The sequence below is a fragment of the Streptococcus infantis genome, assembly GCF_047464615.1.
In the GTDB taxonomy this organism is placed as follows: Bacteria; Bacillota; Bacilli; order Lactobacillales; family Streptococcaceae; genus Streptococcus; species Streptococcus infantis_Y.
Window position 1 is genome coordinate 54,898 of sequence record NZ_JASHBO010000003.1, and the last position, 23,615, is coordinate 78,512.

Below are 23,615 nucleotides of genomic sequence, written 5' to 3' on the forward strand. Positions count from 1 at the left end.
ATTTTTCCCTGCTTTCCTTTATAATGGGTGTATGGATAAGAAAAAATTATTATTAATTGATGGATCTTCAGTTGCTTTCCGAGCATTCTTTGCACTTTATCAGCAACTGGATCGTTTTAAAAATGCTAACGGTCTTCATACAAATGCTATCTATGGTTTTCAACTTATGTTGAATCATTTGCTAGAGCGTGTTGAGCCTAGCCATATCTTGGTGGCATTTGATGCGGGGAAGACGACTTTCCGTACAGAGATGTATGCAGACTATAAGGGTGGTCGTGCTAAGACTCCGGATGAGTTTCGCGAGCAATTCCCTTTTATTCGTGAGTTGCTAGATCATCTTGGGATTCGTCATTATGAGTTAGCCCAGTATGAGGCGGATGATATCATTGGTACCTTGGGTCGTTTGGCTGAAAAGGATTCATTTGATGTAACTATCGTCAGTGGAGACAAGGACTTGATCCAGTTGACAGATGAACATACAGTGGTTGAGATTTCTAAGAAAGGTGTAGCTGAGTTTGAGGCATTTACACCAGAATATCTCATGGAAAAGATGAGCATCACACCAGCTCAGTTCATTGATCTTAAAGCTCTCATGGGAGATAAGTCAGATAATATCCCTGGTGTAACTAAGATTGGTGAAAAGACGGGTATCAAGCTCTTGTTAGAACATGGCTCGCTCGAAGGTATTTATGAAAATATCGATGGGATGAAGGCTTCTAAGATGAAGGAAAATCTCATCAATGATAAGGAGCAAGCCTTTCTGTCTAAAACACTGGCAACGATTGATACGAAAGCACCGATTGAGATTGGACTGGATGACTTGTTTTATAGCGGTCCAGATGTGGAAAATCTTGGGAAATTCTACGATGAGATGGGCTTCAAACAACTCAAGCAGGCTTTAAATGTATCATCAGCTGATGTGGCTGAGAGTTTGGACTTTACTATGGTTGACAAATTCAGTCAAGATATGCTAAGTGCGGACTCCATCTTCCACTTTGAACTCTTTGGAGAAAACTACCATACAGATGACTTGATTGGCTTTGCCTGGTCTTGCGGAGACAAACTCTATGCTACAGATAAGCTGGAACTTCTGCAGGAGCCGATTCTTAAGGATTTTCTAGAAAAAACACCTCTGAAAGTATACGACTTTAAGAAAGCAAAAGTCCTCTTAAATCGCTTTGGTTTGGACTTGCAGGCTCCTGCTTTTGACAGTCGTTTGGCCAAATACCTTCTCTCTACTGTCGAGAATAATGAAATTTCAACTATTGCTAGTCTCTATGGTCAAACTTACCTAGTCGATGATGAAACCTTCTACGGTAAAGGTGTCAAAAAAGCTATACCAGAGCGAGAAAAATTCTTGGAGCACTTGGCTCGTAAGGTTGCTGTATTGGTTGAGACAGAGCCTGTTTTACTTGAAAAATTAAGCGAAAACGGACAACTTGACCTTCTTTATGATATGGAGCAACCTCTAGCCTTTGTCCTTGCTAAGATGGAAATCGCTGGAATTAAAGTTAAAAAAGAGACCTTGCTTGAGATGCAGGCCGAAAATGAGCTTGTCATTGAAAAGCTGACGCAAGAGATTTATGACCTAGCAGGTGAGGAATTTAATATCAATTCACCTAAACAGTTGGGTGTCCTTCTTTTTGAAAAACTAGGTCTCCCTCTCGAATATACCAAGAAAACCAAGACAGGTTATTCGACAGCCGTGGATGTATTGGAGCGTCTAGCTCCTATTGCGCCGATTGTCAAGAAAATCCTCGACTACCGTCAGATTGCTAAGATTCAATCCACTTATGTGATTGGTTTACAGGACTGGATTTTAGCGGATGGCAAGATTCACACGCGCTATGTGCAAGATTTGACTCAGACAGGTCGTCTGTCTAGTGTCGATCCAAACTTGCAAAATATCCCTGTTCGGTTGGAACAAGGTCGCCTTATCCGTAAGGCTTTCGTGCCAGAATGGGAGGACAGTGTCCTTCTCAGCTCGGACTATTCACAGATTGAGCTACGAGTTTTGGCACATATCTCTAAAGATGAGCACTTAATCAAGGCCTTCAAAGAGGGAGCTGATATCCATACCTCAACAGCCATGCGTGTCTTTGGAATTGAACGTCCTGAGGATGTGACTCCGAATGACCGTCGCAACGCCAAGGCTGTCAACTTTGGAGTGGTTTACGGAATTTCAGACTTTGGTTTATCGAATAATCTAGGCATCAGCCGTAAAGAGGCTAAGGCTTACATTGATACCTACTTTGAACGCTTCCCAGGGATCAAAAACTACATGGATGAAGTGGTGCGTGAGGCGCGTGATAAGGGCTATGTGGAGACCCTCTTTAAACGTCGTCGTGAGTTGCCAGATATCAATTCGCGCAACTTTAACATTCGTGGTTTTGCGGAACGTACAGCCATCAACTCACCTATCCAAGGATCAGCTGCAGATATTCTCAAAATCGCTATGATTCAGCTAGATAAAGCCTTGGTAGAGGGTGGTTATCAGACTAAGATGCTTCTACAAGTACACGATGAAATTGTTCTTGAAGTGCCTAAGTCAGAATTAGCTGCTATTAAAAAACTTGTTAAACAAACCATGGAAGAAGCTATTCAACTCAGTGTGCCCCTCATTGCTGATGAAAATGAAGGTGTAACTTGGTATGAGGCCAAGTAAAAAATAAACAATCAAACAAAAAGAAATCCCCTTGAACGTTACTGTTCAAAGGGGATTTTTGCTGAGAAAATTTTGCAAGAAAAGATAAAAGCGATTTTATCTAACTAGTAGTAGACTTACTTGATTTGTTTCTTTTGTTCTTTTTTGGCAAGTACTGGTAGAATCACACCTAATCCAATCAGAATAATTGGGGTCAAGATGTTTGTAAGAAGCGAGAATTGCCAAGCAGTTGGATTCTCAGCGTAGTTAATTTTTGGAACCATACCTAGGATACAAGCAAAGGCAGTAAAGAGGAAGCACCAAGTACCGATAATAAAGCCAAGCTTAGGATTGTTCACAAACTTGTATTCGGCATTTTTGTATGTTTTCCAAGCACGGTTGAGCATCATATAGGCAAGGAATACCCAGAGATAACGCATTGGCATTACGATAGAATTGAGGTTTGTCATCCATTTTACAAGTCCGTCAATTTCCTGAATACCAAAAATTGGAAGAATGATGATAAGGCTAACGAGTACGCCTGTAAGGAGGTAGCCGTTAATGAGGACACCTTTTTCAGTACGTTTTCGAAGCCAGCTTGGGATGTAGTTTTCATCAGCGTTATTGAGAAGGATTTGTAATGGTGCGTCAATAGAGAAGGCAAGCGCGGCGATTTGTCCGACCATATTTGTAAGAGCGTAGATCACGACAAAGAGGTTTCCAACTCCCCAAGAATTCCCTAACATCTGGAAGGCTTGGTAGGCACCATTACGCATGAGGTCTTCAGGGATATTATTGCCATCAAATAGCATTCCCATTGCAACTGATCCGAGGATAGCAGAGAGACCGACCATGATTGCCATGACAATCATACCTTTTGGAAATTCTTTTGCAGGGTTGCGAGTTTGATTAACATATGGGGAAATTTTTTCACAACCACCGACTGCAAAGACTAGTAGTGAAATTGTTGTAAAGTAAGAAAAATCAAAGTTTGGAATGTAGGTGCTCAGTTGATCCATGTGTGGTGTCGCAAATTGGATGTCTGGTTTAATGAAAGGCAGACCGACAGCCAAAAGCACAAAGAGTAAAGACATAATCAACATAGCACTTCCTGCCAAGCTACCAATGACTTTTAGAGTTGCCAATCCTTTTGTAGAAAGGTAGAGGAAAAGTCCAAAGATTAGCAAGCAGAGAATAACGATCCAGTGGATGTCGATTTGTTTAAGAAATTGTCCGTTACCTTGCAAGGCCCAACCAAGCGGAATAAGAATTCCTTGAGGTTTTTGTGCGAGATACGGGATATGTACAACCCAGTAGGTCCAAGCAGCAAAGTAGGCTAAACGTTTGGTTGATGTTTTTTCAACCCAGTCACTAACACCGCTTCCGCTTTCCTTGAAGGTAGAACCTAGTTGTCCGACGATGAGGGAATAGGGGATAAAGTAGAGTGCGAGGATTAAAATCCAAGATACGACGACTGAAATTCCCTGTTGAGAATAGTTGTTGACGACGTTTCCTAGCCCCCAAACCATGTTGAAGGCAATCAGAGAAACCATCAGCCAATTAAGTTGGTGTTGATCTTTTTTCATAATGTCTCCTTTTCTATTAATTTCAGTATATCATGTTTTTTTGAAAGCGCCTAACAAAATCCGAAATTTCCTATAAAAAAAGTAGGGGGGATTTATCAGCTGGAGTTTGTACTTGAGTAAAAGTTATACACAATCTGTGGATAACTTTGTGAAATAAAAAATTGTTTTCTAAATGTTAGTTTAGAAAAAAGAGATAGAATGTATGAGTTGGGTACTAAGCTAGTCGGTTATAAAGACTGATAGAATAGTCTATTGAGGGTGTTTTACTTTAGAATGTCAAAAAAATGGTTGATAGAAATCGTTTGGAAGTACATGAAATTGATTTGAAAGTTATACACAATCTGTGGATAACTTTGTGGAGGATTTGGTATAAATCAGAAAATCCCCTTGTACATGACAAAGGGATTTGAACTATCAGTGATTTGGTAACCAACTGAGGGTAAAGTTGAGATTTTGGGCGTTTAGCAAATCCTGGTGACCAATACTCTGAACTTCTTTTCCGTCAAGATGACAGTCTTGGACAAAGTGGAAGTGTTCATGATTTTGTTGCGTACGAATATCCAACCACTGGTTTTTTTCTGCAAGATAGACACGAAGGTGATCAAAGAGCGGAATCCCAAGATCATAGCTTGCTTTTCCTGGGCAGGTTGGGTAAAGCCCAAGAGTGGACCAGATATACCAAGCCGATAAACTACCGTTATCCTCATCTCCTGGATAAGCATCCCAGCCAGCTCGAAAGGCTTTTTGACGGAGAGTCTTGATTAAGAGACTGGTGTACTGAGGATAATTACTGTAACGGAAAAGATAAGGGATGTGGAAACTTGGTTGGTTTGAAATGGCTAGTTGACCAAAAGGTGCTGTTGCCATTTCGCTCATCTCGTGAATTTCATATCCATAACCCGTCGTTTCAAAGAGTGGGAGACTTTGACAAGCTTTTAAGAGATAGTTGCTAAAGGCTTCTTTTCCACCCATTGGTTGGCTAAGTCCAGAAATATCATGTAAGACACCGAGACTGGCTTGAATAGCTGAACACTCAGCGTAGTCACGGCCCCAACTATAGGGAGAAAAGTCAGGACGGAAGTTGCCATCTACATCACGCGCCCTCATATATCCTGTCTCAGGATCAAATAGATTCTGATAGTTTTTAGAATAGTGGGCATAGGTTTGTGCCAGCTCTTCATGACCCAATTTTGCTGCGCAAGTAGAGATGCAAAAATCACTGTAGGCATAGTCCAGTGTATGACTGACACTTTCGTGATAGTCTGTGGATAGGTAGCCTAGCTTTTGGTATTGGGCCAGACCATGGCGTCCGTTGATAGCTTTTGGATCAGCCTTAGTCGCAGTTTCAAGCATAGCTTTGAGAAATTCCTCCTCAAGTTCAGGTGCCATGTCTTTACAAGCACTATCTGCAATAAGACCATCGATCAAAGTACCCGGCATCATGCCTCGTTCGTCAGGAGCCAGCCACTTAGGGAGATACCCAGTGTCGCGGTAGATATTGAGGAAGCCTTCGAGAAACTGACGATAGCGTTCCGGAATAATCAAGGCAAAGAGTGGGAATGAAGTGCGGAAGGTATCCCAAAAACCATTATTGGTAAAGAGCAGACCGGGCTTGATCGTTCCTGAAGCTAGGTCCTTATGAATATTTTCACCTTGCTCATTTACCTCATAGAAGGTTTGTGGGAAAAGAAAGAGTCTGTATAGACAGTGGTCAAAAAATGTTCGGTCTACTGAGCCGGTTTCTACGACATCAAAACGACCTAGAAGGTTTTCCCAACTTGCTTTAGCCTCTGATTTCGTTTCTTCAAAGTCTTTTCTAGGCAGATTAAAGAGGGCTTGTTCCTTGGAGATAAAAGAAGTTGCCAGTTGAACCTGAGCTTCCGCTCCAGCCAAGTCAATCCGCCAGTCCTGTCCCTCTTGCTTGATAGATAAGATTTCTACAGAAAATGCAAGAGCAGTAAACATGACTAGAGGACTTTTATTTGTTTCGGTTTCACCTTCTTGTCTCAGGGCCAGAATTCGCTTATCGACTTGTTCAACTGTCAGTTTATCTGCTGCGTGAAGATAGAGGGAGAGGTTCTTTCCTTGTCCTTGTCTTATCTGAAGGGAAGCGCCATAGCAAGTAGGATTTAGCTGCGCTTCAATCTGATAACGCTCAGAAAAAATCTTTAGAAAATGAGGATTAAAAATAGCACGTTCAAGATTATAAGAAGATTGACGATGAAAGAGAGTATCGCCGCTGATTTCTCCTGTAATTGGTGTCAGCAAGAGCCAGGAGTAATCGCCAATCCAAGGGCTAGGTTGGTGGGTTAGTCGAATACCCTGAAAGATAGGAAGATGGGGATCAAAGAACCAAGATCCTTCCTGGTCACTAGTCTGGGGTACAAAGTAATTCATCCCAAAAGGAACTCCTGTGTAGGGTAGGGTGTTTCCTCGTGAAAAAGCATGTTTACTTGCTGTTCCAAAGCGGGTATTGATGGTTTCAAGTATATGTTTCATAGCAGTTCCTTCAGTAGTTTTCTACATTATATCAGAAAAAGGAGACTTTTAGAAAGCGACTTCAAAATATAACAATTTTGTAGAATAATGACTAACATTTGTGTATATATTTTCTGGACTAAAAGCTATATACTGAAAATGAAAATCTGTTTGAAAGAGGCAAAATAGTTTATGGTATATTCAAAAGAAATTGTCAGAGAGTGGCTAGATGAGGTGGCAGAGCGTGCTAAAGATCATCCTGAATGGGTAGATGTCTTTGAACGTTGCTATACAGACACTTTAGACAATACAGTTGAAATCTTAGAAGACGGCTCGACCTTTGTACTGACTGGAGATATCCCAGCTATGTGGCTCCGTGATTCAACTGCTCAGCTTAGACCATACCTTCATGTGGCAAAAAGAGACCCTCGTTTGCGCCAGACCATTGCTGGCTTGGTTAAACGCCAGATGACTTTGATTCTCAAGGATCCCTATGCCAACTCTTTCAATATTGAGGAGAACTGGAAGGGTCATCACGAGACAGACCATACAGACCTCAATGGCTGGATTTGGGAACGTAAGTATGAAGTAGACTCACTTTGCTACCCCTTGCAGTTGGCTTATCTCCTCTGGAAAGAGACTGGCGAGACTAGTCAATTTGATGAAACCTTTGTTACAGCGACTAAGGAAATCCTTCATCTCTGGACGGTGGAACAAGATCATAAGAACTCGCCTTATCGCTTCGTCCGTGATACTGATCGTAAGGAAGATACCTTAGTAAATGACGGCTTTGGACCAGACTTTGCTGTGACAGGGATGACCTGGTCAGCCTTTCGTCCAAGCGATGACTGCTGTCAGTATAGCTATTTGATTCCTTCAAATATGTTTGCAGTAGTTGTCTTGGGTTATGTGCAGGAAATCTTTGCAGAGTTGAATCTAGCCGATAGCGAGAGTATCATTGCAGATGCAAAACGCCTGCAAGCTGAGATTCAAGAAGGTATCGAAAATTACGCCTACACTACAAACAGCAAGGGTGAAAAAATTTATGCCTTTGAGGTAGATGGTTTGGGAAATGCTAGCATCATGGACGATCCTAACGTGCCAAGTTTGTTAGCTGCTCCATATCTGGGTTACTGTGATGTCAATGATGAAGTGTATCAAGCCACTCGTCGCACTATTCTGAGCCCTGAAAATCCATACTTCTACCAAGGAGAGTACGCAAGTGGACTCGGAAGTTCTCATACCTTCTACCGCTATATCTGGCCGATTGCCCTTTCTATCCAAGGATTGACAACGACGGATAAGGCAGAGAAGAAATTCTTGCTAGATCAGTTGGTTGCCTGCGATGGAGGAACAGGTGTCATGCACGAAAGCTTCCACGTAGACGATCCAACACTCTACTCACGCGAATGGTTCTCATGGGCCAACATGATGTTCTGCGAATTAGTCTTGGATTACTTGGATATTCGCTAATACTCTTCGAAAATCTCTTCAAACCACGTCAGCTTCGCCTTGCCGTAGGTATTGTTACTGACTTCGTCAGTTTATCCACAACCTCAAAGCAGTGCTTTGAGCAGCCTGCGGCTAGCTTCCTAGTTTGCTCTTTGATTTTCATTGAGTATAAGGAGCACGCTTTAGCTTCACTGATTCTTGTTAGAATCACAAGTTTATATTTAAAACATTAAAAATTTAAGTTAGAATGAGGTTTTACTCATGGAAAATGTTGTTGTACATATCATCTCTCACAGTCACTGGGATCGTGAGTGGTATCTACCTTTTGAAAGTCACCGTATGCAATTGGTGGAACTTTTTGACAATCTTTTTGATCTCTTTGAAAATGATCCTGAGTTCAAGAGTTTCCACCTGGATGGACAAACTATTGTCCTTGATGATTATTTAGAAATTTGCCCTGAAAACCGCGACAAGGTGCAGCGCTATATCGACGAAGGCAAGCTCAAGATTGGGCCTTTCTATATCTTGCAGGATGATTACTTGATTTCCAGTGAAGCTAATGTCCGCAATACTTTGATTGGACAAGCGGAATGTGCTAAATGGGGAAAATCAACTCAAATTGGTTACTTCCCAGATACCTTTGGAAATATGGGGCAGGCTCCTCAAATCCTTCAAAAATCAGGCATTCACGTAGCAGCCTTTGGTCGTGGTGTTAAACCAATCGGCTTTGACAACCAAGTCCTCGAAGATGAGCAGTTTACCTCTCAATTTTCTGAGATGTACTGGCAGGGTGCAGATGGGAGTCGTGTCCTCGGTATCCTCTTTGCTAACTGGTACAGTAATGGAAATGAAATTCCAGTGGATAAAGACGAAGCCTTGACCTTCTGGAAACAAAAATTGGCAGATGTGCGTGACTATGCATCTACTAACCAATGGTTGATGATGAACGGTTGTGACCACCAGCCTGTACAGAGAAATATTAGTGAAGCGATTCGTGTGGCCAACGAACTTTTCCCAGACGTGACCTTTGTTCACAGCTCCTTTGATGAATACGTTCAAGCAGTGGAAAGTGCACTTCCTGAACACCTATCAACTGTTACAGGTGAGTTGACTAGCCAGGAAACGGATGGTTGGTACACTCTTGCTAATACCTCTTCTTCACGTATTTATCTCAAACAAGCCTTTCAAGAAAACAGCAATTTGTTGGAGCAAGTAGTAGAACCTTTGACCATCATTACTGGTGGACATAACCACAAGGATCAATTAACCTATGCTTGGAAAGTACTCTTGCAAAATGCACCACATGATAGTATCTGTGGATGCAGTATTGACGAAGTTCACCGTGAAATGGAAACTCGCTTTGCCAAGGTCAACCAAGTTGGAAACTTTGTCAAGACCAACCTTCTCAATGAGTGGAAACATAAAATAGCAACTCAGGAAGCGCAAAGTGACCACCTCTTTACGGTTATTAACACTGGATTACATGACAAGGTTGATACAGTTAGTGTTGTAGTGGATGTTGTCACTTGTGATTTCAAAGAATTGCATCCAACAGAAGGGTACAAGAAGATGGCGGCTGTGACCTTGCCAGATTACCATGTTGAAGATTTGGATGGTCATGTCCTTGAAGCCAAGATTGAAGACTTGGGAGCAAGTTTTGGTTATACTTTACCTAAGGATAAATTCCGCCAACCATATATTGCACGCCAAGTGCGCGTGACAATCCCAGTTCACCTTGCTCCGCTTTCTTGGGCAAGCTTCCAATTGGTTGAAGGTCAAGTAAATCACCGTGATGGTATTTACCAAAATGGAGTCATTGATACACCATTCGTAACTGTGAGTGTAGACCAAGGAATTACAGTCTATGACAAGACTACAAACGAAGCTTACGAAGACTTTATCCAATTTGAGGACCGTGGAGATATTGGTAACGAGTACATTTACTTCCAACCAAAAGGAACTGAGCCAATCTACGCTCAACTGAAAGGCTATGAAGTCTTAGAAAATAATGCTCGCTATGCTAAGGTTTTGCTCAAACACGACTTGACCATTCCAGTTAGCGCAGATGAAAAATTGGATGCGGAACAAAGAGGTATCATCGAGTTCATGAAACGAGATGCAGGTCGTTCAGAAGAGTTGACAACCATTCCTCTTGAAACAGAAATGACAGTCTTTGTGGACAATCCACAGATTCGCTTCAAGACTCGCTTTACCAATACAGCCAAAGACCACCGTATCCGTCTCTTGGTAAAAACTCATAATACTCGTCCAAGCAATGATTCTGAAAGCATCTATGAAGTTGTGACAAGACCAAATAAACCAGCAGCTTCTTGGGAAAATCCTGAAAATCCACAACACCAACAAGCCTTTGTCAGCTTGTATGATGATGTTAAAGGAGTGACAGTAGCCAATAAAGGATTGCACGAATACGAAATCCTTGAGGATGATACCATGGCTGTAACCCTTCTCCGTGCTTCAGGTGAGCTAGGTGACTGGGGCTATTTCCCAACACCAGAAGCCCAGTGCTTGCGCGATATCGAAGTTGAGTTTGCAGTAGAATGCCATCAAGCAGGGGAACGCTTCTCGGCCTTCCGTCGTGCAAAAGCCTTCCAGGTGCCATTTACAGCTCTTCAAGTTGCAAAACAAGAAGGTAGCGTTGCAGCAACGGGTAGCCTCTTTAACCATCCGGCACTGAACTTGCCACAAGTCTGCCCAACAGCCTTCAAAGTTGCTGAAAATGAAGAAGGATACGTCCTACGTTACTACAATATGAGTCAAGAAAATGTTCGCGTGTCTGAAAAACAACAAACTATTCTTGATTTGCTGGAACGCCCATATCCAGTTCATTCAGGATTATTGGCACCACAAGAAATTCGTACAGAATTGATCAAAAAAGAAGAAATTTAATTTCAAAAAGAAAACATAAAAGAAAGGAGGAGCGACAAAGTAAGAACTAACTACTGACTCGCTCCTTTTTATAGGTAAAAGCAATGACCCTTGCAACGATTGATATCGGAGGGACTGGGATTAAGTTTGCTAGTCTAACTCCTGATGGAAAGATTTTAGATAAGATCAGCACACCAACGCCAGAGACTCTAGAAGAGTTGCTTGCTTGGTTGGATCAACGTTTGTCAGAACAAGACTATCGTGGGATTGCTATGAGTGTGCCAGGTGCAGTTAACCAAGAAACAGGAGTGATTGAGGGGATTAGTGCCATTCCTTACATTCATGGATTTTCTTGGTATGAAGCGCTTGCTCATCACAAGCTTCCAATCCATCTAGAAAATGATGCCAACTGTGTTGGGCTCAGTGAACTGCTAGCTCATCCTGAGATTGAAAATGCAGCCTGTGTCGTGATTGGTACTGGGATCGGTGGGGCTATGATTATCAATGGCAAGCTTCACCGTGGTCGTCATGGCTTGGGTGGAGAGTTTGGTTATATGACAACCATCGAACCAGCAGAAAAACTCAACAATTGGTCACTATTAGCTTCTACAGGAAACATGGTTCGTTATGTGATTGAAAAATCAGGTCAGTCAGACTGGGATGGCCGTAAGATCTACCAAGAAGCGGCAGCCGGCAATGATCTTTGCCAGGAAGCCATTGAGCGGATGAATCGTAATCTTGCTCAAGGACTGCTCAATATCCAGTATCTCATTGATCCAGATGTGATTAGCCTAGGTGGCTCTATCAGTCAGAACCCTGATTTTATCAAGGGTGTGCAAAAAGCAGTAGACTCCTTTGTGGAAAGATATGAAGAATATACAATTGCTCCAGTCATTCAAGCCTGCACCTATCACGCAGATGCCAATCTCTACGGTGCCCTTGTCAACTGGTTACAGGAGGAAAACCAATGGTAAGTTTTACAGGACTTAGTCCCAAACAATCCCAATCTGTCGAAGCATTAAAAAATCACATTTCCCTACCGGATGTAGAGGTGGCAGTCGCTCAATCTGACCAAGCCTCCATCTCTATCAAGGGTGAGAATGGGCAGTATCAACTGACCTACCGTAAACCTCATCAACTCTACCGTGCCTTGTCTGTCCTCGCAACAGCTTTAGCAGAAGGTGACAAGGTAGAGATTGAAGAACAAGCTGCTTATGAGGATTTGGCTTACATGGCAGACTGTTCGCGAAATGCAGTGCTCAATGTCGCATCTGCCAAACAGATGATTGAAGTCTTGGCTCTCATGGGTTATTCAACTTTTGAGCTCTACATGGAAGACACTTATCAAATCGAGGGGCAGCCCTATTTTGGTTATTTTCGTGGAGCATACTCTGCTGAAGAGTTACAGGAAATTGAAGCCTACGCCCAGCAGTTTGACATGACTTTTGTCCCCTGCATCCAAACCTTGGCTCACTTATCAGCCTTTGTCAAATGGGGTGTCAAGGAAGTGCAGCAACTCCGCGATGTAGAAGATATCCTCCTCATCGGTGAAGAAAAAGTCTACGACCTGATTGACGGTATGTTTGCGACGTTATCTAAACTACAAACTCGCAAGGTCAACATCGGGATGGATGAAGCCCACTTGGTTGGTTTGGGACGCTACCTTATCTTGAACGGTATTGTGGACCGTAGTCTCCTTATGTGTCAACACTTGGAGCGCGTGCTGGATATTGCCGATAAGTACGGTTTCCACTGCCAGATGTGGAGTGATATGTTCTTCAAGCTCATGTCAGCAGATGGCCAGTACGACCGTGAGGTGGAAATTCCAGAAGAAACACGCGTTTATCTTGACCGTCTCAAAGACCGTGTGACCTTGGTTTACTGGGATTATTATCAGGATAGCGAAGAAAAATACAACCGTAACTTTAATAATCACCACAAGCTCAGCCAGGATATCGCCTTTGCAGGTGGTGCCTGGAAGTGGATTGGTTTTACGCCCCACAACCATTTCAGCCGTCTCATTGCAGTCGAAGCCAACAAAGCTTGCCGTGCTAATCAGATCAAAGAAGTCATTGTGACTGGCTGGGGGGATAATGGTGGTGAAACAGCCCAGTTCTCGATTCTGCCAAGCTTGCAAATTTGGGCTGAACTCAGCTACCGCAATGATTTAGAACGTCTATCAGCTCATTTCAAGACCAATGCAGGATTATCCGTTGAGGACTTTATGCAGCTTGATTTGGCAAACCTCTTGCCTGACCTGCCAGACAATCTCAGTGGAATTAACCCCAACCGCTATGTCTTTTATCAGGATGTTCTCTGCCCAATTCTTGACAAGCACATGACACCTGAACAGGACAAACCACACTTTGCCCAAGCAGCTGAGACTCTTGCTACTATTAAAGAAAAAGCAGGCGTCTACACTTATCTCTTTGAAACGCAGGCTCAGTTGAATGCTATTTTAAGTAGCAAGGTTGATGTGGGACGACGTATCCGTCAAGCCTATCAATCAGGCAATAAAGAGAGCTTGCAACAAGTTGCTAGAGAAGAATTACCAAAACTCCGAAGCGAGATTGAAAACTTCCACAAGCTCTTTAGCCAACAATGGCTAAAAGAGAACAAGGTCTTTGGCTTGGATACAGTGGACATCCGTATGGGTGGACTCTTGCAGCGGATCAAGCGAGCAGAAAGTCGTATCGAGGCTTATCTTGCTGGTCAAATTGACCGCATCGAAGAACTAGAAGTAGACATCTTGCCATTTAATGATTTCTACGGAGACAAGGACTTCGCAGCAACAACAGCCAACCAATGGCATACCATTGCGACAGCTTCGACCATTTATACAACCTAGAAAAACTCTATTCAGGAAGAAAGTTTCTCGTGAAACATCCTTCTTATATAAAAAAGTTTTCCACATAAAATAATTTGTGGAGTTTTTTCTATAATTAGTAGTTTAAACTATCCTTAAAATAAGAGTATACTATTTTTGTAAACGTTATCAAGCCTAAAAATTGTGAGATTATCAAGTTTTAGAAAAATAAAAAGGGAGGAAATTATGAACAAGTTTTCAAAAACTTTGAGAGATAATTGGATATTTCTCTTAATGGTTTTACCAGGGACACTTTGGTTGATCTTATTCTTCTACATCCCAGTATTTGGAAATGTGGTTGCCTTCAAAGACTACCATATGACTGGTGAAGGATTCGTCCACAGTATTATAAATAGTAAATGGGTTGGACTAGATAACTTCAGATTCTTATTTAGTTCAAAAGATGCCTTTGTCATCACTCGAAACACTGTCCTTTACAACCTTGGATTTATCTTTATCGGTTTGATCGTATCGGTTGGGATTGCCATTATCCTTAGTGAACTTCGCTCTAAGCAAATGGTTAAAATCTACCAAACTTCTATGTTATTCCCGTACTTCCTATCTTGGGTTATCATCAGTTTCTTTACAGATGCTTTCCTAAATATCGATAAAGGGCTTATCAATCACACCTTAGAAGCTCTCGGGATGAAGGGTATTAACTTCTACGCTGATATCAGTATCTGGCCTTACCTCCTCCTTTTCCTAGGTATCTGGAAAGGCTTCGGATATAGTAGTGTTATGTACTACGCAACTATCATGGGTATTGACCCAACTTACTACGAAGCAGCGACAGTGGACGGTGCTAGCAAATGGCAACGTATTCGCAACGTAACCATCCCTCAGTTGACACCACTTGTGACAGTATTGACCATCCTTGCAGTCGGAAACATCTTCCGTGCAGACTTCGGTCTCTTCTATCAAATCCCTCACAACGCTGGTCAGCTCTATAGCGTAACAAACGTATTGGACGTCTATGTCTTTAATGGTTTGACACAGACAGCAGACATCGGTATGGCTTCAGCAGCTGGTCTCTATCAGTCAGTCGTCGGTTTGATTCTGGTTATCCTATCAAACTTACTTGCAAGACGTGTTGATCCTAACTCAGCACTATTCTAGAAAGGAGGAGCATATGGCAAAAAAAATTCAAAAAGAAAAAATTGATAATGTTGGCATACACTCCTTCAGCAAGAAAGCAGATATCTTCTTTAGTATCATTTCTGGTTTGCTGGCCTTCTCTTGTATCTTGCCTTTCATCTTTGTCATTATTATCTCAATTACAGATGAGAAGAGTATCGTTCAATATGGATATAGCTTCTTCCCATCACAGTTTGGATTAGATGGTTTTGAGTTCTTGGCTCAGTTCAAAGATAAGATTTTACAAGCGCTCTTTATCTCAGTATTTGTGACAGTTGTCGGTACATTGACAAACGTCTTTATCACGACAACTTACGCCTATGCCATCTCGCGTTCAACATTTAAGTATCGTAAATTCTTTACAATCTTTGCTCTTCTTAGTATGTTGTTCAACGCTGGTTTGGTACCAGGCTATATCGTAGTGACTCAATTGCTTCACCTTGGTGATACTATTTGGGCCTTGATTGTTCCAATGCTTCTATCACCATTCAACATCATGTTGATGCGTTCCTTCTTCAAGAAAACCATCCCAGAAGCAATCCTCGAATCAGCTCGTATCGATGGAGCTAGTGAAGCTCGTATCTTCTTCCAAATCTGTTTGCCACTGTCACTACCAGGTATCGCAACGATCACATTATTGACAGCGCTTGGATTCTGGAATGACTGGTTTAACGCCCTTCTTTACATCAAGAGTGATAACTTGTATCCATTACAATATTTGCTCATGCAAATTCAAAACAACATGGATTACATTGCTAAGTCAGTTGGTATGTCAGGACAACTTGCGGTTGCCCTACCAAAAGAAACAGGTCGTATGGCCATGGTCGTAGTTGCGACTGTTCCGATTGCGATCCTCTACCCATTCTTCCAACGTTACTTTGTAAAAGGTTTGACTATCGGTGGTGTTAAAGAGTAAGGAAGTCTAAGAAACAATGTTTCTTCTCTAACTCTGATTTTTCTGACAAAGGAAAATCAACAATCTAATTTTGTTAATAACTTTAAAAATAAAAAAAGGAGTTTTTATAATGAAAAACTGGAAAAAATATGCTTTTGCATCTGCTAGCCTTGCTGCTTGTGGAAACCTTAAAGGAAATAACCAAAAAGCTGCTGAATCATCATCATCAGGTGATACAACTGTTATCAAAATGTACCAAATCGGTGACAAACCAGATAACTTGGATGAATTGCTAGAAAATGCAAACAAAATCATCGGAGAAAAAGTTGGCGCTAAATTGGATATCCAATACCTTGGTTGGGGTGACTACAGCAAGAAAATGTCAGTTATCACTTCATCAGGTGAAAACTATGATATCGCATTTGCAGATAACTACGTTGTAAACGCTCAAAAGGGTGCTTATGCTGACTTGACAGAATTGTACAAGAAAGAAGGAGCTGATCTTTACAAAGCACTTGACCCAGCTTACATCAAAGGTAACACTGTAAACGGTAAGATCTATGCAGTTCCAGTTGCAGCCAACGTTGCATCTTCACAAAACTTTGCCTTCAACGGCCCACTTCTTGAAAAATATGGAATCGATATCTCAGGTGTAACTTCATACGAAACACTTGAACCAGTATTGAAACAAATCAAAGAAAAAGCTCCAGATGTAATGCCATTTGCTGTTGGTAAAAACTTTATCCCATCAGAAAACTTTGACTACCCAGTTGCAAACGGACTTCCATTCGTCATCGACCTTGAAGGTGACACTACTAAGATCGTAAACCGTTACGAAGTTCCTCGTTTTGTAGAACACTTGAAGACTCTTCACAAATTCTATGAAGCAGGATACATTCCAAAAGACGTAGCAACTAGTGATACTTCATATGACCTTACTCAAGATACTTGGCTTGTTCGCGAAGAAACAGTAGGACCAGCTGACTACGGTAGCAGCTTGCTTTCTCGTGTTGCTAACAGAGACATCCAAATCAAACCATTTACTAACTCCATCAAGAAAAACCAAACAACTCAAGTTGCTAACTTTGTAATCTCAAACAACTCTAAGAACAAAGAAAAAGCAATGGAAGTGTTGAACCTCTTGAACACTAACCCAGAACTCTTGAACGGACTTGTTTATGGACCAGAAGGCAAGAACTGGGAAAAAGTTGAAGGTAAAGAAAACCGTGTTCGTGTCCTTGATGGATACAAAGGAAACACTCACATGTCAGGATGGAACACTGGTAACAACTGGATCCTTTACATCAACGAAAACGTTACAGATGAGCAAATCGCACAATCTAAGAAAGACTTGGAAACTGCAAAAGAATCTCCAGCTCTTGGATTCATCTTTAACACTGACAGCGTGAAATCTGAAATTTCAGCTATCACTAACACTATGCAACAATTCGATACAGCTATCAACACTGGTACTGTAGACCCAGAAAAAGCTATTCCAGAATTGATGGAAAAACTTAAATCTGAAGGTGCTTACCAAAAAGTATTGGATGAAATGCAAAAACAATACGACGAATTCTTGAAAAGCAAAAAATCATAAGAATAATTGATTTCGTGTATTCATTCCTAAAAATTGCAATCACTGCCTTGTCTGGTGCTTTCCAGATAAGGTGGTGATTCTTTTTATAATAAATGCATATTCTGTGTTTTTGTTTAGAGATTTGTTCTAACATTTAACATTGGTTATAGACATATGAAAAAATACCATCCATTCTTTAAAATCAGTGCAATCTTATCCTACTTATTTTTCGTATATGGGCTTTCTTATACTCTTCGAAAATCAAATTCAAACCACGTCAGCGTCGCCTTGCCGTACTCAAGTACAGCCTGAGGCTAGTTTCCTAGTTTGCTCTTTGATTTTCATTGAGTATTAGCTAACACTTAAGGTTCAAAACTACTGGCAATTTTCTTCTCAGATTGGCAATTTTTTCTGGATCCGAAACCTTATCAGTCTTGTCTTTATTAGCATCATGATAGGGATTTTAATCAAGACAGGCCATGGTTATCTTTTTGTCATTCCTAAGAAAAATGGTTGTGGTATGGACTACTAACAGTTCTTGTAGCTGTACTCCTTATAACTTTTAATTTCCAAACAGCTAGACATGTACAATCAACTTCTGAAGGTTGGGCTGTGTTGATTGGCTATAGTGAGACAAATTTTGCTGAGTTGGGTCTCTACTTGACCTTATTTTTCCTAGGTACTCTGATGGAAGAGTTGATATATAGGGGCTTGTTCCAACATGCCTTCTTTAAAGATTCGAAATTTGGGCTTGACCTGATTCTTCCTTCGCTTTTGTTTGCTCTTCCTCACTTTTCAAGTTTTCCCAGTGTACTGGATATTCTTGTTTTTTCGACATTTGGAATCTTTTGTGCTGGTTTAACTCGCTATACCAAGAGTATCTATCCTAGCTATGCAGTTCATGTTATCAATAATATCGTAGCTACCTTGCCGTTTTTGGTAACCTTTCTTCATCGAATATTTAGCTGAAACAAGATCTGAAACTGGGTCTTGTTTTCAATTTTCGGTCAAATAAATTGCATTCGCTTTCTTGGGGGAGTATACTGGTATAGTTGAATGAAAAATTCTGATAATTTAATCTTAGAAAAGAGAATTAATCTTATGTCAAAAGATATTCGTGTCTTACTATACTACCTTTATACTCCAATTGAAAATGCGGAACAATTTGCTGCAGACCATTTGGCTTTCTGTAAATCAATCGGCCTCAAAGGTCGTATCCTAGTCGCAGACGAAGGGATCAACGGAACCGTTTCTGGAGACTACGAAACAACGCAAAAATACATGGACTACGTTCACAGCCTCCCAGGTATGGAAGACCTCTGGTTCAAGATTGACGAAGAAAGTGAGCAAGCCTTCAAGAAGATGTTTGTTCGCTACAAGAAAGAGATTGTCCACCTTGGTTTAGAGGATGATAACTTTGACAACGACATCGACCCACTTGAAACAACAGGTGCTTACTTGTCTCCAAAAGAATTCAAAGAAGCTCTTCTAGACGAAGATACAGTGGTCCTTGATACTCGTAATGACTATGAGTACGACCTTGGACACTTCCGTGGGGCTATCCGTCCAGACATTCGTAACTTCCGTGAGTTACCACAATGGGTTCGTGATAACAAGGAAAAATTCATGGACAAGCGTGTCGTGGTTTACTGTACAGGTGGAGTCCGCTGTGAGAAATTCTCAGGTTGGATGGTTCGTGAAGGCTACAAAGATGTCGGTCAATTGCATGGAGGAATCGCCACTTATGGTAAAGATCCAGAAGTTCAAGGGGAACTTTGGGATGGGAAAATGTATGTCTTTGACGAGCGTATTGCAGTCGATGTCAACCATGTCAATCCAACCATTGTAGGCAAAGACTGGTTTGATGGAACACCATGTGAACGCTATGTCAACTGTGGAAATCCATTCTGTAACCGCCGTATCTTGGCATCAGAAGACAACGAAGATAAATATCTTCGTGGTTGCTCACACGAGTGTCGTGTTCACCCACGTAATCGCTATGTTTTAGAACATGAATTGACACAAGATCAAGTCATCGAGCGTTTAGCAGCAATAGGTGAGAGTTTAGACCATTCTGAAGTTGTATAATAAACATTAACAGTCCTAAAGGGCTGTTTTTCTATGCTTTTGACTAAAAAATCTTAAATTTGTTTCTGCATCTTTCAGGAAAATGGTGTATACTATATGTAAACGATTTCAAAGGAGACCATTATGGTGAAAACATTTTTTATTCCAAATAAACAAAGTATTTTAGGACAACAGGAGATTTTAACAGCTAAGTCAGTCTTGGCCCTAGTAGATGGCTTGGAATCGCATAGTTATGATGCTATCTACCTCCGTCAACCTCTCAATCGCCTTGAGTATATCGAGTGTGGAATCGTAGGTAAGTCTCAATTTCTCTTTAAAGTTCGATATCTAGATGCTCAAAAAGGCTATCAAGTGATCATTCCTGACTTAATTACAAGAGCTGACTGGGAGGTTGTAGAAGGGCTCTTGCGGGCTTTGTCTAGCAAGGTTGGTGAAGCAGTTGAAGGCTTGGCAGACTTTGATTTGGAAAACTATTTTCAAGAAACGGTTAAGAGCTATCTAGCGGATAAGGCTGCTCGTTTGGCCTTTTGCCAAGGAATTCTTTCACCTGTTTACTTTGATAAGAAGGATTTAGAAAGTTTCCTAGAAGAAGATGGACTGGCACGTTTTGAAGAATTAGTTAAGAGGGTTCAAGGGTCAGATGCCTACCCTGCAAGTGTGAAATTCTACCCAGATAGTGAGGGTAAGGTTCATGGCATCTATCACCTGGCTCAGGGGGTTAAGACTATTTTGCCGAAAGGTCCTGTTGTTCCTGTGCCTTATGTTGAGCAGTTGGCTGGTAAGGACCTTGTCTGGGAGATTGACTTGGTAAAAATCTCTGGAGATGGTTCTAAGCCTGAAGACTATGAAGCAGTAGCTAGACTGGATTATCAAACCTTCTTAGAAGTTCTTCCAAAGGAACTTTGTCAGGATTTGGATGCTAACCAAATAGTGGTAGGACCTGTTTTGGGGGAAGATTTTGAGAACTTAGTAAAAGGTAACTAGAGGCATATATGAAGGATACCAGTTTTAAATAATGTGATAAGGCAGATCGTTTGGTCTGCTTTTTGTGTACACAAAAAATCCTGTCAGAGTGACAGGATTTTATCTTACATAAAAGCTAGGATTCGGAGATAATCAGAAACCAGTGCCATTTCTGCTAGGAAGAAGAGAAATAGGACGCTTCCGTTGACGAGGACAGCCAAGAGCAGGCGATAAAAGGGATCAGTTGAGCTATCCTTACTCGGTCTTGAGATGATGTAGAGGTTGCCAAGTAGGAGCATACCAATACTAATGAGACAGAGAAGAGCCGCAAAGCGTAGGCCATTAAAGAAGGCAAAGAAGCTAGCGACGCCTGTCAGTAGGATAGGAAGGGCGAAGATCCTGCCATACTCTTGAAAGGCTCTTTCCAGTGTCCAATCGCTGTCCTGATCGACAAAACGTTTGACTACGAATCCACCCATAAGGATAGAAAAGAAGAAGAGGCTTGTCGCTACTAAGATAGAGAAGATAGAAAAGAGATTGAGAGATGGGAATTGTTCCACGAAGTTGGCATCGATACTTGCCATGTGGCCGTAGTAGCTATGTTTGGCATGGTAAACAGTAAAGAGGAAACTCGTAGCAGAAAAGATAGTTAGGAGTGCAAAGGCATTATAACTATGTTTTTTATCTGTATCAAAACGAGCTGTCGGCTCTTTCAGAGCACCTAGTAGCCAGGTCCAAAAATCAGCCAGTTCTTCTTTGAAGATTGCAGTTTTTGTAGGTGTAGGGTCTGGTAAAAATGGGCTTTCCAAAGATTTGCTGGTTAAAGGTTTGCTTGTCTGAGAAACTTCTTTAACAGGTTTTTCTGACTTGTCTGTTTTTGTTGCCAGTTCTTCTTCTTCAGCTTCTTGTTCTTCAGCCTCTACTTTTTCTAAATCAGCATCCTTATCTTCTGGAATAGCTTGGGAATTTTCCTCGACTACTGGCAACTCTTCTTTTTCTTTTAGTTCTTCCTCGGGAATGACTGGGTCAGATGGACTTTCTTTTTTATCATTGATGGCTGTTTTATCTAAATCAGCACTTTCAAACCATTCTTGAGTCATGATGAGACCTCCCTTTTGATTAGTAACTTTTTATTCATGATGTCTATAAGAAGGCGAGCGAACATCCTCTTTTGGTAGATTGATGTCTTGACCAGCTTTTGCGACAAGTAAATCTTGCGTATCTTTTTTCTCTACTTTGTAAGGATTTGAGAATTCTTCATCTTCCTTGTTTTCCTCGTTTGGATTATATCCTTCCCGACTACGATGATAGATGGAACCATGGTCAGAAGAAAGTTCTACATTAATTCTCTCAAGTTCTTTTTTAGCTAGCTTGATGACCATATCTTTTTTTGACTCTAGCTCTACCTTACCATGTACTTGAATATCCTCAGCAGAGATATGTTCATGGTCTGCTTGGATGCGGCTATCTGTTAGACTGGTTTCAAATACATTGACAATTCCAGTTGTGATCAGTTGGCTATTTTTAATCTCGCTATCAGTGATACGAAGGAGATATCCATTTGACAGAATCTTGGCATTGCTGAGTTTTGCATTAGCAATTGAAAGGATACGATGGTTTACCTGGGCAGTTAGATTTTTTAAGTCTTTTCCTCTTGGTAATGAGAGAACAACTTCATCATTGCGGCTAGAAATTCCGCTTGCGATAAAGAGGATACCTTCGATACTAGAACCTATAGAGCGACGTGTAGTAGACTTGGTGTCAGTTATTTCAAGACTTTTCTCTTTGATAGAGTGTTGAAGATTTTCTTTTTCAGAGATGGTTGGATGATACTGGAGGTGAATCTTATCATCATTTGACTCCGTAATGACGAGCGAATGTTCTGTTAGTGAGATGTTTAGATTTTCAATATCTTGATCAAAAACGAGTTCTTCCATTCGACTTTCAAAGACTGGATTTTGAGACATTGCAAGGAGGCTTCTGACTCCGTCTGTTTGGATGCCGATGATCATCATTGAAAAACCGATGATACTGGTAACAACACCAAAGATAAGAAATCCTTTTGTCCATTTACGCATGTCTTTCACCTCTCTTTCCTCTATTAAGAATCCATTGGATAAGTCGAAGGACTAGTAATCCAAAGAAACGTGCTACATAGGAAGTCGCTAGTAAGACTAGAGACGAAGCTCCGATTGCCAGTAAACCTCCACCAAAAATCAGTACAAAAGCAGATGTCGATTCAGCCAGAACGTAGAAGCTTTCAAATAGGAGAACGCCTCCTAGGATTAGTCCAGCTACTGATACAGCAAAGAAGGCTATAAGTATACTGACAGCAGCGATAAAAATCCCGATGATAGCCATGAGAATAGCAATTCCGACTGGAATTCCGATAGGGGCTGCAAGAAGGGCTAGTAGAGCGATGCGTAAAATATGGCGGTCGTTCTTACTGGAATTTTCTTCGTTGATTTTCTTATCAAGAAGTGTAGTCAGGACATCATGGGCAGCTTCTTTTGGACTTCCCAGGCTAGCGATAAGCTCCTCCTCACCTTCTGGACCCGCATCATCAAAGAGTTCTTTGAAGTAATCCATGGCTTCAATGCGATCAGATTGAGGAAGCTTCATCAGATAGGCTTCAAGCTGATTCAAATATTCAGTTCTTGTCATGGCGAATGCTCCCTTCTATGATGCCGTTGATAGTGTCAGTGTAGAGTGTCCATTCTTCTCGAAGGACAAAGAGTTGCTCCTCTCCGATTTCTGTCAAGGAGTAGTACTTCCGCATCCGACCTTGGTATTCGCGAGAGTATGTAGTCAAATAGCGGTTGGTATCCAGTTTTTTCAAGATGGGGTAGAGGGTAGATTCCTTGATTTTGGCAATGAGTTTAATGGTTTGGCTAATCTCATAACCATAGGAATCCCCTTGTTCTAGGATGGCCAAGATGAGAAATTCAATCAAGGCCGATGATGTTGGAAAATACATGGGGCACCTCCTTTTTTAGTATGTAAAAATTTTATATATAATTATTCTACACATACATCATACATCTAAA

The 23,615-nt window shown here is 41.3% G+C and carries 16 protein-coding genes and 1 pseudogene; 11 read left to right on the plus strand and 6 right to left on the minus strand.

Annotated elements, in window-relative coordinates:
- The first annotated feature begins 31 nt into the window (after positions 1-31).
- Positions 32-2,665 (plus strand): DNA polymerase I, encoded by a 2,634-nt coding sequence (polA, locus tag QM450_RS02445; protein WP_414319554.1) that lies wholly within the window; start codon positions 32-34, stop codon positions 2,663-2,665.
- 116 nt (positions 2,666-2,781) lie between these two features.
- On the opposite strand, the gene QM450_RS02450 is transcribed toward polA, so the two are convergent.
- Together QM450_RS02450 and QM450_RS02455 are read right to left on the minus strand one after the other, a co-directional pair.
- Positions 2,782-4,230, minus strand: coding sequence for an APC family permease (locus tag QM450_RS02450; protein WP_223140384.1), 1,449 nt, complete (start codon positions 4,228-4,230; stop codon positions 2,782-2,784).
- Between the two features lie 414 nt (positions 4,231-4,644).
- The gene (locus QM450_RS02455; protein WP_414319555.1) at positions 4,645-6,729 is read right to left on the minus strand and encodes a GH92 family glycosyl hydrolase; all 2,085 of its coding nucleotides are present in this window, start codon (positions 6,727-6,729) and stop codon (positions 4,645-4,647) included.
- Between the two features lie 171 nt (positions 6,730-6,900).
- Between QM450_RS02455 and QM450_RS02460 the strand changes: the two genes are divergently transcribed.
- From QM450_RS02460 to QM450_RS02505, 10 genes and pseudogenes are all read left to right on the plus strand, one after another.
- Positions 6,901-8,181 (plus strand): glycoside hydrolase family 125 protein, encoded by a 1,281-nt coding sequence (locus QM450_RS02460; RefSeq protein WP_414319556.1) that lies wholly within the window; start codon positions 6,901-6,903, stop codon positions 8,179-8,181.
- Between the two features lie 240 nt (positions 8,182-8,421).
- Positions 8,422-11,067 (plus strand): alpha-mannosidase, encoded by a 2,646-nt coding sequence (locus tag QM450_RS02465; RefSeq protein ID WP_414319557.1) that lies wholly within the window; start codon positions 8,422-8,424, stop codon positions 11,065-11,067.
- A gap of 83 nt (positions 11,068-11,150) precedes the next feature.
- The gene (locus tag QM450_RS02470; protein ID WP_414319558.1) at positions 11,151-12,020 is read left to right on the plus strand and encodes an ROK family protein; all 870 of its coding nucleotides are present in this window, start codon (positions 11,151-11,153) and stop codon (positions 12,018-12,020) included.
- A complete protein-coding gene (locus tag QM450_RS02475; RefSeq protein WP_414319559.1) occupies positions 12,014-13,894 on the plus strand; it encodes a beta-N-acetylhexosaminidase in 1,881 nt (626 codons plus the stop codon). The genes QM450_RS02470 and QM450_RS02475 overlap by 7 nt, the downstream gene beginning before the upstream one ends.
- A gap of 204 nt (positions 13,895-14,098) precedes the next feature.
- Positions 14,099-15,028, plus strand: coding sequence for an ABC transporter permease (locus tag QM450_RS02480; protein WP_001032156.1), 930 nt, complete (start codon positions 14,099-14,101; stop codon positions 15,026-15,028).
- A gap of 13 nt (positions 15,029-15,041) precedes the next feature.
- Positions 15,042-15,962 (plus strand): carbohydrate ABC transporter permease, encoded by a 921-nt coding sequence (locus QM450_RS02485; RefSeq protein WP_001074703.1) that lies wholly within the window; start codon positions 15,042-15,044, stop codon positions 15,960-15,962.
- Between the two features lie 109 nt (positions 15,963-16,071).
- Entirely contained in the window at positions 16,072-17,538 is a 1,467-nt protein-coding gene (locus tag QM450_RS02490) for an ABC transporter substrate-binding protein (RefSeq protein ID WP_414319560.1), read from the plus strand.
- A 334-nt stretch (positions 17,539-17,872) separates the two neighbouring features.
- Positions 17,873-18,486 (plus strand): annotated as a pseudogene (locus QM450_RS02495) (lysostaphin resistance A-like protein); the annotation flags it as partial.
- 132 nt (positions 18,487-18,618) lie between these two features.
- Positions 18,619-19,605 (plus strand): rhodanese-related sulfurtransferase, encoded by a 987-nt coding sequence (locus QM450_RS02500; RefSeq protein ID WP_414310775.1) that lies wholly within the window; start codon positions 18,619-18,621, stop codon positions 19,603-19,605.
- A 123-nt stretch (positions 19,606-19,728) separates the two neighbouring features.
- Positions 19,729-20,589, plus strand: coding sequence for a DUF4299 family protein (locus QM450_RS02505; RefSeq protein ID WP_414310776.1), 861 nt, complete (start codon positions 19,729-19,731; stop codon positions 20,587-20,589).
- Positions 20,590-20,693: 104 nt separating this feature from the next.
- Here QM450_RS02505 and QM450_RS02510 read toward each other — a convergent pair whose 3' ends face one another.
- From QM450_RS02510 to QM450_RS02525, 4 genes are read right to left on the minus strand one after another with little or no spacing between them, the layout of a single operon-like run.
- Positions 20,694-21,668 (minus strand): DUF6574 domain-containing protein, encoded by a 975-nt coding sequence (locus QM450_RS02510; protein WP_414310777.1) that lies wholly within the window; start codon positions 21,666-21,668, stop codon positions 20,694-20,696.
- Positions 21,669-21,698: 30 nt separating this feature from the next.
- On the minus strand, positions 21,699-22,646 hold the full coding sequence (locus QM450_RS02515) for a DUF4097 family beta strand repeat-containing protein (protein WP_414310778.1): 948 nt from the start codon (positions 22,644-22,646) through the stop codon (positions 21,699-21,701).
- A complete protein-coding gene (locus tag QM450_RS02520) occupies positions 22,639-23,232 on the minus strand; it encodes a DUF1700 domain-containing protein (protein ID WP_414310779.1) in 594 nt (197 codons plus the stop codon). Before QM450_RS02520 ends, QM450_RS02515 begins: the two co-directional genes overlap by 8 nt.
- Positions 23,219-23,545 (minus strand): PadR family transcriptional regulator, encoded by a 327-nt coding sequence (locus QM450_RS02525; protein WP_000273853.1) that lies wholly within the window; start codon positions 23,543-23,545, stop codon positions 23,219-23,221. The genes QM450_RS02520 and QM450_RS02525 overlap by 14 nt, the downstream gene beginning before the upstream one ends.
- Positions 23,546-23,615: the final 70 nt, after the last annotated feature.